The sequence below is a fragment of the Paracoccus sphaerophysae genome (assembly GCF_000763805.1).
Classification (GTDB): domain Bacteria; phylum Pseudomonadota; class Alphaproteobacteria; order Rhodobacterales; family Rhodobacteraceae; genus Paracoccus; species Paracoccus sphaerophysae.
Map to the genome: position 1 here is coordinate 50,373 of NZ_JRKS01000007.1, position 12,367 is coordinate 62,739.

General features: G+C 70.0%; 10 protein-coding genes. 4 read left to right on the plus strand and 6 right to left on the minus strand.

Going from position 1 to position 12,367, the window contains the following annotated elements; all coding sequences use genetic code 11:
- Nucleotides 1–57 precede the first annotated feature (57 nt).
- A complete protein-coding gene (locus IC63_RS04005; RefSeq protein ID WP_036717119.1) occupies nucleotides 58–1,491 on the minus strand; it encodes an NCS1 family nucleobase:cation symporter-1 in 1,434 nt (477 codons plus the stop codon).
- Nucleotides 1,492–1,664: 173 nt separating this feature from the next.
- On the opposite strand from IC63_RS04005, the gene IC63_RS04010 reads away from it, so the two are divergent.
- The 4 genes from IC63_RS04010 (at nucleotide 1,665) to IC63_RS04025 (ending at nucleotide 5,288) form a co-directional block, all read left to right on the plus strand.
- Nucleotides 1,665–2,810 (plus strand): acyl-CoA dehydrogenase family protein, encoded by a 1,146-nt coding sequence (locus IC63_RS04010; RefSeq protein WP_036717121.1) that lies wholly within the window; start codon nucleotides 1,665–1,667, stop codon nucleotides 2,808–2,810.
- Nucleotide 2,811: 1 nt separating this feature from the next.
- Nucleotides 2,812–3,819, plus strand: coding sequence for an enoyl-CoA hydratase/isomerase family protein (locus IC63_RS04015; protein ID WP_036717123.1), 1,008 nt, complete (start codon nucleotides 2,812–2,814; stop codon nucleotides 3,817–3,819).
- A complete protein-coding gene (gene mmsB, locus IC63_RS04020) occupies nucleotides 3,816–4,694 on the plus strand; it encodes a 3-hydroxyisobutyrate dehydrogenase (protein ID WP_036717125.1) in 879 nt (292 codons plus the stop codon). The genes IC63_RS04015 and mmsB overlap by 4 nt, the downstream gene beginning before the upstream one ends.
- A gap of 81 nt (nucleotides 4,695–4,775) precedes the next feature.
- Complete coding sequence (locus IC63_RS04025; RefSeq protein ID WP_156965341.1) at nucleotides 4,776–5,288, plus strand: hypothetical protein; 513 nt, start codon at nucleotides 4,776–4,778, stop codon at nucleotides 5,286–5,288.
- Nucleotides 5,289–5,309: 21 nt separating this feature from the next.
- On the opposite strand, the gene recN is transcribed toward IC63_RS04025, so the two are convergent.
- The 5 genes from recN to ftsA form a co-directional block, all read right to left on the minus strand.
- Nucleotides 5,310–6,965: a DNA repair protein RecN gene (gene recN, locus IC63_RS04030; protein WP_036717128.1), complete on the minus strand. Its 1,656-nt coding sequence runs from the start codon at nucleotides 6,963–6,965 to the stop codon at nucleotides 5,310–5,312.
- 17 nt (nucleotides 6,966–6,982) lie between these two features.
- Nucleotides 6,983–7,825 (minus strand): outer membrane protein assembly factor BamD, encoded by an 843-nt coding sequence (locus tag IC63_RS04035; RefSeq protein WP_036717129.1) that lies wholly within the window; start codon nucleotides 7,823–7,825, stop codon nucleotides 6,983–6,985.
- A gap of 167 nt (nucleotides 7,826–7,992) precedes the next feature.
- Nucleotides 7,993–8,940, minus strand: a complete 948-nt coding sequence (gene lpxC, locus IC63_RS04040) for a UDP-3-O-acyl-N-acetylglucosamine deacetylase (RefSeq protein WP_036717130.1) — start codon at nucleotides 8,938–8,940, stop codon at nucleotides 7,993–7,995.
- 232 nt (nucleotides 8,941–9,172) lie between these two features.
- On the minus strand, nucleotides 9,173–10,807 hold the full coding sequence (gene ftsZ / locus IC63_RS04045) for a cell division protein FtsZ (RefSeq protein ID WP_036717131.1): 1,635 nt from the start codon (nucleotides 10,805–10,807) through the stop codon (nucleotides 9,173–9,175).
- Between the two features lie 195 nt (nucleotides 10,808–11,002).
- Nucleotides 11,003–12,352, minus strand: a complete 1,350-nt coding sequence (ftsA, locus tag IC63_RS04050; protein ID WP_036717132.1) for a cell division protein FtsA — start codon at nucleotides 12,350–12,352, stop codon at nucleotides 11,003–11,005.
- Nucleotides 12,353–12,367: the final 15 nt, after the last annotated feature.

Consider the following 12,367-nt stretch of genomic DNA (forward strand, 5'->3'; position numbering starts at 1 on the left):
CCCGGAGGATATTTTCGCAAAGAAGAACGGGGCGGGTCGCGCCGCCCCGTCTCGTGGTCAGACGCGGTCGCCCTGCCGCAGGGCGAAATAGGTCGCGCCCCCGATCAGCACGCCGAAGAACCACCCGTAGGTGCCCCACCACGCCGGCAGGATGCTGGTGAAGGTCGGCAGGATGGACGAGAACACCATGCCCACGAACAGCGCCACGAACGCCTTGCCGTGGAAGCCGCCGTTGAAGCGGAACTCGCCATGTTCGCGGTAGAGGTCGGGCACGTTCAGCTGCGCGCGGCGGATCAGGTAATAATCCACCATCATGATCCCGAAGATCGGGCCCATCGTCGAGCCGATGAAGTTCACGAACCTGGCCGCTCCCGTGTCCCAGGGCGCCCAGGGATACAGGACCAGCGCGATCGCCGCGGCGATCAGCCCGCCGCGCTTGAAGTCGATCGCCCGCGGGGCGGCGTTCGAGAAGTCGAAGGCGGCCGAGACGAAGTTCGCCACCACGTTGATCCCCAGCGTCGCCACCACGAAGGTCAGCGCCGCCAGCAGCGCGAGGAACCAGCTGTCGAACTTGGCGCTGATCTGGTCGGGATGCAGCAGCACCTCGCCATAGACGTGGAAGGCCGCGGTGGTGGTGATGCCGGCCACCAGGCAGAAGGCCAGCAGGTTCACCGGCAGTCCCCAGATGTTGCCCAGCCGCAGCGCCCGTTCCGACGTCGCATAGCGCGAGAAATCGCAGAAGTTCAGGTACAGCGCCGCGAAATAGGTGATCCAGGTCGCCGCCACCGCCATCAGCGTGAGCAGGCTGCCGGGCGGCGTGGTGATGCCCGCATCGCGGGTCGCCGCGATCAGCACGTCCTGCGGGATTTCCGAGCCGAAGCTGAACTTGCCCGACTTGACGATCAGATAGACCGCCAGCACCAGCATCATCAGCCAGACCGCCGGTCCGGCCCAGTCCTGGAACCGGCGCACCGTCTCCATCCCCCGCTGGATGATCAGCAGCTGCGCGGCCCAGACCAGCACGTAGCAGATCACCTCGAGCGTCGAGTGCCCCAGCATGTGGCTGGTCTGGTGGAATTCGAGCATCCCCGGCGAGCGGATCAGCAGCGCGACCAGCGCCCCCGAGGCCGCGGCGGTCTGGGCACCATACCAGAAGCACGCTACCAGTCCCCGGATCAGCGCCGGGATGTTGGCGCCGAAGGTGCCGAAGGACGACCGCGCCAGCACCGGGAACGGCACGCCGGTCCGGACCCCCGCGACGCCCACCAGCGTCATCAGCCAGTAGATCACCAGCGACCCCGCGCCGATCGCCAGCACGAAGTTCAGGAAGTTCCCGCACAGCAGGAACAGGCTGGCCGCGAGGTAGTAGCCCCACAGCGAGTGGACGTCCGAGGTCCACACGTTGAAGATCGAGAACGCGCCCCAGCGGCGGTCCTGCGCAGGTGCGAGATCTTCGTTGTAAAGCGCCGGAGAGGCGCCGTCGATTTGCATGATGGGTCCCCATTGGGATTGTTTTCAATACGGAAATACTGCGCCCGGGCACCCCGCCCGTCCATTCCTTGGCGGCGGCTCTGGCGAAGGGGCTCGGGCATCTGCAATAGTTGTGCAACACTGCGGCACTAGCGCCAAAGCGCAGTCAGCAGCCGAAACGAGGGGGAACGCCGGTGGATTTCGCATTGTCCGAGGAACAGGAGGCCATCTTCGACATGGCCCGCGATTTCGGCCAGTCCGAGATCGCGCCCCACGCCCGCGCCTGGGAAGAGGCCGGGACGATCCCGAAAGAGCTGTGGCGCAAGGTCGCCGAGCTGGGCTTCGGCGGGCTTTACGTGTCCGAGGAGTACGGCGGCTCGGGGCTGACGCGGCTGGACGCGACGCTGGTCTTCGAGGCGCTGGCGATGGCCTGCCCCGCCGTGGGGTCGTTCCTGTCCATCCACAACATGTGCGGCGGCATGATCGACAAGTTCGGCAAGCCCGAGGACAAGGACCGCTGGCTGCCCGCCCTGTGCAGCATGGAGAAGGTGTTCTCCTACTGCCTGACCGAGCCCGGCAGCGGCTCGGACGCCGCCGCCTTGCGCACCCGCGCCGACCGCACCAACGAGGGCTGGGTCCTGAACGGCACCAAGGCCTTCATCTCGGGCGGCAGCTATTCGGACGCCTATGTCACGATGGTGCGCACCGGCGAGGACGGGCCGAAGGGCATCTCGACGGTGGTGGTCGAGGACGGCACCCCCGGCCTGTCCTTCGGCGCGCTGGAAAAGAAGATGGGCTGGCTGGCGCAGCCGACCAGCCAGGTGCAGTTCGACGACTGCGCGATCCCGGCCGAGAACCTGCTGGGCGAGGAAGGCCGCGGGTTTGCCTATGCGATGGCGGGGCTGGATGGCGGGCGGCTGAACATCGCCGCCGGCGCCCTGGGTGGCGCGCAGGCGGCGCTGGACCAGACGCTGCGCTACATGGCCGAGCGCCGGGCCTTCGGCAAGACGCTCGACCAGTTCCAGGCGCTGCAGTTCCGGCTGGCCGAGATGGAGGTCGCGCTGCAATCCGCCCGCACCTTCCTGCGGCAGGCGGCGTGGAAGCTGGACAGCAAGGCCCCCGACGCGACCAAGTTCTGCGCGATGGCCAAGCTGTATGTCACCGACCGCGCCTTCGAGGTCGCGAACCAGTGCCTGCAGCTGCATGGCGGCTATGGCTACCTGGCCGATTACGGGATCGAGAAGATCGTGCGCGACCTGCGCGTGCACCAGATCCTGGAAGGCACCAACGAGATCATGCGGCTGATCGTCGGCCGCGCGATGCTGGCCGAAAGGGGCTGAGATGGACGACCTGCACATCCGCCGCGACCGCAAGGCCGGTCGCATCACCTTTACCCGCCCGCAGACGCTGAACGCCTTGTCCCACGACATGGCGCTGGCGATCCACGCGGCGCTGGACGGCTGGCGCGACGATGCCGCGGTCGCGCTGGTCATCATCGATGCCGAGGGCGACCGCGCCTTCTGCGCCGGCGGCGACATCGCCGCGGTCTATCACGGCGGCAAGGCCGGCGATCACGGCATCGGCCAGCGCTTCTTCGCGGACGAATACCGGATGAACGCCGCGATCCGCGACTATCGCAAGCCCATCGCGGCCTTCATGCAGGGCTTCGTGATGGGCGGCGGGGTCGGGGTCGGCGGCCATGCCGGGCATCGCGTGGTCGGCGACACCACCCAGATCGCCATGCCGGAATCGGGCATCGGGCTGATCCCGGACGTCGGTGGGACGTGGCTTCTGGCCCACGCGCCGGGGCGGATCGGGGAATATCTCGGCCTCACCGGCGCCCGGATGGGTGCGGGCGATGCGATCCATGCCGGGTTCGCCGACCTGTACCTGCCCGAATCGGAATGGGAGGGCGCCAAGGACCGGCTCGCCGAGACCGGCGACATCTCGGGCCTGAAAGGCCAGACCCCGCCGCCGGCGCCGCTGGCCGCCAGCGATCTGTCGGCCTTTGGCGCGCGCAGCGTGGCCGACATCCGGGCGGCGTTGGAAAAGGCCGGCGACGCGGCCTCGCTGAAGGCCATCGCCCGCAACTCGCCGCTGTCTATGGCTGCCACGCTGGCGATGGTGCGGGCGGCGCGCGGCGACCGGCGGATGCAGGAATCGCTGTCGCGCGAGTATCGCTTCACCCACCGCGCCACCGCCGAGGGTGACTTCATCGAGGGCGTGCGCGCCCAGATCATCGACAAGGACCGCACCCCGAACTGGAGCCAGCCCGGCGACGCCGCCAAGGTGGACGCCATGCTGGCCGATCTGGGCGCAGAGGAACTGACGTGGGAGGAACAGGCATGAAGATCGGGTTCATCGGACTGGGCAACATGGGCGGGCCGATGGCCCGCAACCTCGCCGCGGCGGGGCACCAGGTCTCGGGCTTCGACCCGGTCGCCGCCGACATGGACGGCATCCGCCCCGTGACCAGCGCCGCCGACGCGGCCGAGGGTGCCGATGTCGTCATCACCATGCTGCCGAACGGCCAGATCCTGCGCTCGGTCGCCGCGCAGGTCATCCCGGCGATGCGGCCCGGCGCGGTGCTGTGCGACTGCTCGACGGTGGACGTGGACAGCGCCCGCGCGGTCGCGGCCGACGCCGCGGCGGCGGGGCTGGGGGCGCTGGACGCGCCGGTCTCGGGCGGGACCGGCGGGGCCGCGGCCGGGACGCTGACCTTCATGGTCGGCGGCACCCCCGAGGCCTTCGCGCAGGTGCAGCCGCTGTTCGACATCATGGGCCAGAAGGCCGTTCATTGCGGCGCGGCGGGGGCCGGCCAGGCCGCCAAGATCTGCAACAACATGATCCTGGGCGTGACCATGATCGCCACCTGCGAGGCCTTCGCCCTGGCCGACAAGCTGGGGCTGGACCGGCAGAAGATGTTCGACGTAGTGTCGACCTCGTCGGGCTACAGCTGGTCGATGAACGCCTATTGCCCGGCGCCCGGCGTGGGCCCGCAATCGCCGGCCGACAACGGCTACAAGCCCGGCTTCGCGGCCGAGCTGATGCTCAAGGACCTGCGGCTGTCGCAGCAGGCCGCCGACGGTGCCGACGCCGACACCCCGATGGGCGAGCTGGCGACCCGGCTTTACGGCCGCTTCGTCGAGAACGAGGACGGCCGCGGCCGCGACTTTTCCGCGATGCTGCCGCGGCTCGCCGCGCGCGGGCGGGGCGAGGGCTGAGCTCACGCGTTCTTCACTGCCAGGGCGGAACCGCAGCCGCCCCGAGCGCCTTGACTATCACGTTAACCAAGGACGAAACCCATGTTACGCTTTCTCAGCGCGATGGCGGCAGGCGTGATGATCGTCGCCCTTCCTGTGGTGGCGATGGCCGAAAAGCCCCCCCATGCGGGGCAGAACGGCAAGGCCGCCGCCAAGGTCGAACGCAAGCTGCTGCACAAGCCGAACCCGGGCCAGACCCGCGCCGCCCGCGATGCAGGCCGCCAGGACACCCGCGGCGGCCAGACCCCGGTCGTGATCGACGGCCGCAACCCCGGCGGCGTGCGGTCGCTGAGCCTGGTGCAGAGCTGCCCGCCGGGCCTCGCCAAGAAGGACCCGGCCTGCATGCCCCCGGGGCAGGCGAAAAAGGCGCTGGGCGCCGGGTCGGTGATCGATTGGGACGACGTTCATGTGGTCACCCGCCCGGGCCTTTACGGTCTCAGCGAGCCGCCGGCCGGCCAGCGCTTTGCCATCGTCGACGGGCGGCTGGTCCGCGTCGACAGCCAGACCAGCAAGATCCTGTCAATCATCCGGCTGGTCGACGCGATCGTCGACTGATCGGGGGCGGCCCGTGGGCCGTCAGGACAACAGCGCCTCGGCCGCCGCACGGGCCGCCGGGGTGATCTGTTCCCCGGCCAGCATCCGGGCGATTTCCTCGGTCCGCTCACCCTGATCCAGTGGCATCACGCGCGAGGTCGTCATACCGTCCTCGACCGCCTTGGCGACGCGGAAATGCCGCTGCCCCAGCGCCGCAACCTGCGGCGAATGGGTCACCACCAGCACCTGCGCCCCCTCGGCGAGACGAGCGAGCCGCCGGCCCACCGCATCGGCGGTGGCCCCGCCCACGCCGCGGTCGATCTCGTCGAAGATCATCACCAGCGGGTCGGCGCCCTGCACGAGGCACACCTTGAGCGCCAGCAGGAACCGCGACAGCTCGCCCCCCGAGGCGATGCGGTCCAGCGGGCCGGGCGGTGCGCCGGGGTTGGTCGTCACGGTGAACGCCACGCTGTCGCGGCCCTCGGGTCCCGCCTCGCCCTCGGTCACGCGGGTCTCAAAGACCGCCCGCTCCATCTTCAGCGGCGCGAGTTCTTCCGTCATCGCCGTGTCCAGCCGGCCCGCGGCCTCGCGCCGGGCGGCGCCTAGGGCACCCGCGGCGGCGTCATAGGCAGCCTCGGCCTCGCGCAGCGCGCGGGTCAGGTCGCCCATCCGCGCCTCGCCCGCGTCCAGCGCCGCCAGCCGCGCCGACAGGTCGCCCGCCAGCGTGGCGAGGTCGTCGGCCAGCACGTTGTGCTTGCGGGCCAGGGCGCGCAGGGCGAACAGCCGCTCCTCGGTCGTCTCCAGCGTGCGCGGGTCGAAATCCATCGCCGCCAGCGCATCCTCGATGCCGCGCGTGGCCTCGCCCAGTTCGACCAGAGCGCGCCCCAGCGCGGCGACCGGCCCGTCCAGTGCCTCCGCCTCGCCCTTGCCAGCGGCCCCTTCCAGCCAGCGCACGGACTCGACGATGACGCCCTCGGCGCCCGGCTCTCCGCCGCCGCCGGCCAGCATCTGGTGGGCGCGGGCGACATCGCCGCGGATCCGTTCGGCCGCCTGCATCTGCCGGCGGGCGACGTCCAGGGTCGCCTCTTCGCCGGGCTGGGGGTCGAGCTTCTCAAGCTCGGCCACGGCGTGCCGCAGGAATTCTTCCTCGGCCCGTGCAGCGGCCAGCGCCGTCTCGGCCTCGGCCAACTCGGCCTCGGCGCGCCGGCGCGCGGTCCAGGCGGCGCGGATCGGGGCCAGGTCGATGCCGGCGAAGGCGTCCAGCAACTGCCGATGGCCGCGCGGGTTCAGCAGGCCCCGGTCGTCATGCTGCCCGTGCAACTCGACCAGCGCATCCGACAGCGCCCGCAGCACCTCGCCCGACACCCGGCGATCGTTCACCCAGCCGGTCTTGCGGCCGTCGACGGCGTTGACGCGGCGCAGGATCAGCTCGTCTTCGGCGTCGATCCCGGCCTCGGCCAGCACCGCGCGGGCGGGATGGGCGGCGGGCAGATCGAACACCGCGGTGACCTCGCCCTGGGTGGCGCCGGCGCGGACCAGCTCGGCCCGGCCGCGCCAGCCCAGCACGAACCCCAGGCAGTCCAGCAGGATCGACTTGCCAGCCCCGGTTTCCCCGGTCAGCACGTTCAGCCCCGGCGCGAAATCCAGCGACAGGCGGTCGATCAGCAGCATGTCGCGGATATCGAGGCTCCGCAGCATCAGCAGGCCTCCTGCTGTTACAGCCACTTGCCCTGGATCACCTGGCGATAGACCTTGGTCAGCCAGGAATTGCCCCGCGCCGTGGGGGTCAGTCCGCGGCCGCGCAGCTGCGCATAGGCGTCCTGGTAGAAGGGCGAGGACTGGAAGTTGTGACCCAGGATCGCGCCCGCCGTCTGCGCCTCGTTGTTCAGGCCCAGCGCCAGATAGGCCTCGACCAGGCGCATCAGCGCCTCGGGGGTGTGGGTGGTGGTCTGGTATTCCTCGACCACCACGCGGAAGCGGTTGATCGCCGCGGTATGGTGGCCGCGCTTGAGGTAGTAGCGGCCGATCTCCATCTCTTTGCCGGCGAGATGGTCGAAGGCCAGGTCGAATTTCAGCACCGCCGAGCGGGCATATTCGGTGTCGGGATACTGCTCGATCACCTCGCGCAGCGCCTGCAGCGCCTGGAAGGTCAGGCCCTGGTCGCGCCCGACCTCGTCGATCTGGTCGTAATAGGACAGGGCGAGCAGATACTTGGCATAGGCCGCATCCTCGTCGCCCGGATAGTTGTCGATGAAGCGCTGCGCGGCGCCGCGGGCTTCCTCGTAGGCCCGGGCCTTGTGATAGGCGTAGGCCTGCATGATCAGCGCCCGCCTGGCCCATTCGGAATAGGGATACAGCCGCTCGATCTCGGCGAAGTAATGCACCGCGTCCTTGGGCCGGCCGCCGTTTTCCAGCTCGTATTCGCCGCGCTTGTAGATGTCCTCGGCGGTGAAGTTGTCCAGGGGCTGGGTGGTCGCCCCGGTCTTGCCGCCACAGGCCGACAGCGTCATCGCAACCACCGCCGCCATGACCACGAGCCGCGAATTCCTGACTGTCATGTCTGTCCTGTCCGTCCGTGGTCTGCGGTGCTGCCGGGCGCGCTGTCGGCGCGACCGGGCCGTCCTAGCACACAACATCAGGGCGCGCAAAAGGGCAAGTTGGCGTCACGGGCCGCGCCCCGACCGGCCCGGTCGCGGGAATCAACCGATGGTGATCGCGCGGCCGGTCAGGCGACCAGCGTGCGCCGGGCGGCCGGCACGATCTCGCGCGGGCGGATCACCCCGGCGCCGGGCAGACGGCGTTCGCAGTCGGCTGTGCAGGTCACCCATTCCCAGGCGCCGGGCGTCGCGAACATCGTCCGCAGCAGCCGGTTGGTCATCGCGTGGCCGGCCCGGTTGCCGGTATAGCGCGCCAGCAGCGGCGCCCCGGCCAGCGCCAGGTCGCCCACCGCGTCCAGCATCTTGTGGCGCACGGGCTCGTCATCGTGGCGCAAGCCGCCGGGCGACAGCACCCGTTCGCCGTCAACCACGACGGCGTTGAAATAGGTGCCGCCCAAAGCAAGGCCGCTGGCCTTCATCCGTTCGACATCCGACTGCCGGCAGAAGGTGCGGCTGTCCATCAGTTCGCGCTGGAAGGCGCCATTGGCGAGGTCCAGCGCCTTTTCCTGCCGCCCGATCGCCGCATCGGCAAAGTCGATGGCGAATTCCATCTCGAGGTGGTCGGCCGGGCTGAGCCGGGCGAACCCCGCGCCGTCATGGACCTCGACCGACTTCAGCACCCGGATCGCGCGCAGCGGTTCCGACGACACGCGGATGCCCGCGGCCAGGATGCCGGCCACGAAGGGTGCCGACGAGCCGTCCAGGATCGGGATCTCGGGGCCGTCGATGTCGATCAGCGCGTTGTGGATGCCGGTGCCCGACAGCGCCGCCATGACGTGTTCCACGGTCGAGACGGTCGCCCCGCCCTGGCCCTGCAGCAGGGTGCAGAGCTGCGAGGGGACCACGTTGTCCCAGCGGGCCGGGATCAGCGCGCCCGCGCCATCCGCCGCCAGATCGACCCGGCGGAACACGATGCCATGACCGGCCGGCGCCGGATGGATCGTCATCCGCGCGGGCTGGCCGGAATGAAGACCGGCGCCCGTGAAGCGGGCTGGGGTGGCAAGCGTGGCCTGCATGAGTCTGCGTCCGTTCTTGTCGTTGGGGACTGATCCCGATGCTTCCGAGGTAGGATCGCCTCCTGCCACGCTCAATTAACGTTTTGTGACTCATTGCAACATTGGGGCGGGGGGTTCCGACCCGTCCCGGGCAGATCGGCCGAAATTCTTGATGCCAAAAGAAAAAGGGCCGCCGAAGCAGCCCTTTCGCGGCGCGCACGCTCGCCCGGTCGTGAACCGGGCCTGCGCGGGGTCAGTTCGCCTGACGGCGCAGGAAGGCGGGGATTTCGACGTTGTCCTGCGCCGAGTCGGGCGAGGCGAGATCGTCGAAGTCGGTTTCCGCCTGCCGGGCGCGGGCCATGCGGTCGCTGACCCGCTCGGCGATGGTCTCGGCGCGCGGGCGATCCTGTTCGGTCGGGTGGCCGCCGGCGAGGCGTTCCATCATCCGGCCCAGCCCGGCCATGCGGGCGGGACCGCGCGGCGCTTCGGTCGCCGGCTGCGGGGCCGCGCGGCGGGGCGCCTCGGCCGGGTCGCGGTGGATGGCGCGCTGCAGGCGCTCGCGCACCTCGGCGGTCGGCTCGCCGCGCTGCGGACGCACGGGCGCGGTGAAGTCGCCGGCCGAATCCGTCAGCCGCTGGTCAAAGCTGCGGGTGTCTGCGCGCAGTTCGGCGCGCATTTCCGGCCGCAGTTCGGCGCGCGGCTCGGGCCGGGGCTCCAGCCGCGGCTCGACGGCGGGGCGATAGGCCGGCTCGGGCAGGTCCTCGGCCACGGCGACGGGGCGCGCGGCCGGGGCCTCGACGATCGGGGTGCGGCGCGGCGGCACCGCGTCCTCGTCCTCGGCGACGGTTTTCTGGCTGACCGGCGGATGCTGGGTCAGCGGCTCCTTCAGGCCGCGGCGCGGGGCGGGCACTTCGGCTGCGGCGCCCAGGTCGATGCCGGTGGCGACGACCGACACTCGGACCGCACCGTCCATGTCGGGATCGAGCGTCGAGCCGACGATGATGTTGGCGTCAGCGTCGACCTTTTCACGGATCTTCTCGGCCGCCTCGTCCATCTCGAACAGGGTCAGGTCGTGGCCGCCAGTGATGTTGATCAGCACGCCCTTGGCGCCGTTCAGGCTGATCTCGTCCAGCAGCGGGTTGGCGATGGCCTTTTCGGCCGCCTCGACGGCGCGGTTGTCGCCGGTCGCCTCGCCGGTGCCCATCATCGCCTTGCCCATCTCGTCCATTACCGCGCGCACGTCGGCGAAGTCGAGGTTGATGAGGCCCGGCCGCACCATCAGGTCGGTCACGCCCTTGACGCCCTGATACAGCACGTCGTCGGCCATCGCGAAGGCCTCGGTGAAGGTGGTCTTTTCGTTGGCGATCCGGAACAGGTTCTGGTTCGGGATGATGATCAGCGTGTCGACGACCTTCTGCAGTGCCTCGACGCCCTCATCGGCCTGCCGCATCCGCTTGCTGCCCTCGAACTGGAAGGGCTTGGTCACCACGCCGACGGTCAGGATGCCCATCTCGCGCGCGGCCTGGGCGATGATCGGCGCCGCGCCGGTGCCGGTGCCGCCGCCCATGCCGGCGGTGATGAAGCACATATGCGCGCCCATCAGGTGGTCGACGATGTCCTCGATGGTTTCTTCGGCGGCCTTGGCGCCGATCGCGGGCTTGGCGCCGGCGCCCAGGCCCTCGGTCACCTTGGGGCCAAGCTGGACGCGGCTTTCGGCGCGCGACTGCGCCAGCGCCTGGGCGTCGGTGTTCGCGACCACGAACTCGACCCCGTCCAGCCGCTTTTCGATCATGTTGTTGACGGCGTTGCCGCCCGCGCCGCCGACACCAAAGACCGTGATCCGCGGACGCAGCTCCTGGTCGTCGTTCATCATGAGGTTCAGATTCATCGCCGCCTGCCTTCCGTTCCTGCCGGGACGTTGGCCGCCCGGTCGAATCCCTGTTTCTTCATCAAGCCTAACAGATTCCCGTCTCCGGTCACGCGAGAATCGGCACATATCCACAAAATATGGCGTAACGAGGACACCTCATCAGCGGTATGTTGCCGAACACCCCAAGTCTGGTGGGTCCCTCGGCCGTCCCGTTTACCAGTTGTTGCGGAACCAGCGATAGGCGCGGCGCAGGCCGACGACCCCGGCCCGTTCCATCGGCATCTCGAAGTCCCACCACTCGTCCTGCGGATTGGCAGCGTGGAGCGCGAGGCCCACGGTCGCCGCGTGGCAGGGGGCCGTGTGCTGCTGGGCCAGCCCGTGGATGCGCAGCGGCCGGCCAACGCGGACGTTCTGCCCCAGGATCCGGGCGGCGAGCGTGTCCAGCCCCGGGATCTGGCTTGCGCCCCCGGTCAGCACCACCTGCCGCGAGGGCATCTGGTCGAAGCCAGCCGCGTCCAGCACCTCGCGCACGCCGTCGAGGATTTCCTCGACCCGCGGACGCATGATCCCGATCAGGTCGGCGCGGCTGACGCTGCGGCGCTCTCCGTCCCAGTCCTCGGCGCTGGCGGCGCCCGGAACGTTGGTCACATCGATCATCTCGCGGTCGTCGCGGCCGGTGGCTTCCAGCCCGCCGTGCCGGGTCTTGAGCCATTCCGCCGTGGCCATCGGCACCCGCAGTCCCTGGCTGATGTCACGGGTCACCAGGTCCCCGCCCATCCGCACCGCGTCGGCAAAGATCATGTGCTTCTTGAGAAACAGCGACACCCCGGTGACGCCGCCGCCCATGTCGACGCAGGCGGCGCCCAGTTCCTGTTCGTCCTCGACCAGCGCGGCGCGGCCGGCGGCATAGGCGGCCGAGCCGACCCCGGCCAGTTCCAGATCGCAGCGGCGGATGCAGTGGAACAGGTTCGTCGCGGCACCGCTGTCGATGGTCAGCACGTGCACGTCGACGGCCAGCCGGTTGCCGACGATGTCGCGCGGGTCGGACAGGCCCGACCGGGCGTCCACGGCAAAGTTCACCGGCTGCGCGTGCAGCACGGTGCGGTTGCGGCCGAAGTCGGGCGCGTCGCACGAGGCGAGCGCCCCGCCCACGTCCTCGTCGGTCACCTTGCCGGATTTCAGCGGCACCTCGCCCGCCAGCCCGTAGGACGACGGCCGCGCGCCGGAGATGGTGGCGATGACGTGGTCAACCCGGACGCCGGCCTGCTTCTGCGCGCCCTGGATGGCGTGGCGGACGCAGCGTTCGGTTTCGGCCATCGTCTCGATTTCGCCGTAACGCACGCCGCGCGACTGGGTGGTGAACTGGCCGATCACCCGGAACGAGGACTGCCCGGCCATCGGCCCGACCCCGTCGGTTTCGCGGAACTGGCCCGGCCCATCGAACTGCAGCACGATGCAGGTGATCTTCGAGGTGCCGATGTCCAGCACCGCCAGCACCCCCCGGGTCATCGCCTGGCGGCGCATCTGCCGCATCACCCGCTGTGTTTCGTAGAGATCCCGCATCGCCCCTCGCCCCCT

Excerpts from the sequence above, each read along its gene's own strand:
- IC63_RS04005 (WP_036717119.1), bottom strand. The coding sequence starts at position 1,491 with ATGCAAATCGACGGCGCCTCTCCGGCGCTTTACAACGAAGATCTCGCA.
- IC63_RS04015 (WP_036717123.1), top strand. The coding sequence starts at position 2,812 with ATGGACGACCTGCACATCCGCCGCGACCGCAAGGCCGGTCGCATCACC.
- mmsB (WP_036717125.1), top strand. The coding sequence starts at position 3,816 with ATGAAGATCGGGTTCATCGGACTGGGCAACATGGGCGGGCCGATGGCC.
- IC63_RS04025 (WP_156965341.1), top strand. The coding sequence starts at position 4,776 with ATGTTACGCTTTCTCAGCGCGATGGCGGCAGGCGTGATGATCGTCGCC.
- recN (WP_036717128.1), bottom strand. The coding sequence starts at position 6,965 with ATGCTGCGGAGCCTCGATATCCGCGACATGCTGCTGATCGACCGCCTG.
- IC63_RS04035 (WP_036717129.1), bottom strand. The coding sequence starts at position 7,825 with ATGACAGTCAGGAATTCGCGGCTCGTGGTCATGGCGGCGGTGGTTGCG.
- lpxC (WP_036717130.1), bottom strand. The coding sequence starts at position 8,940 with ATGCAGGCCACGCTTGCCACCCCAGCCCGCTTCACGGGCGCCGGTCTT.
- ftsZ (WP_036717131.1), bottom strand. The coding sequence starts at position 10,807 with ATGAATCTGAACCTCATGATGAACGACGACCAGGAGCTGCGTCCGCGG.
- ftsA (WP_036717132.1), bottom strand. The coding sequence starts at position 12,352 with ATGCGGGATCTCTACGAAACACAGCGGGTGATGCGGCAGATGCGCCGC.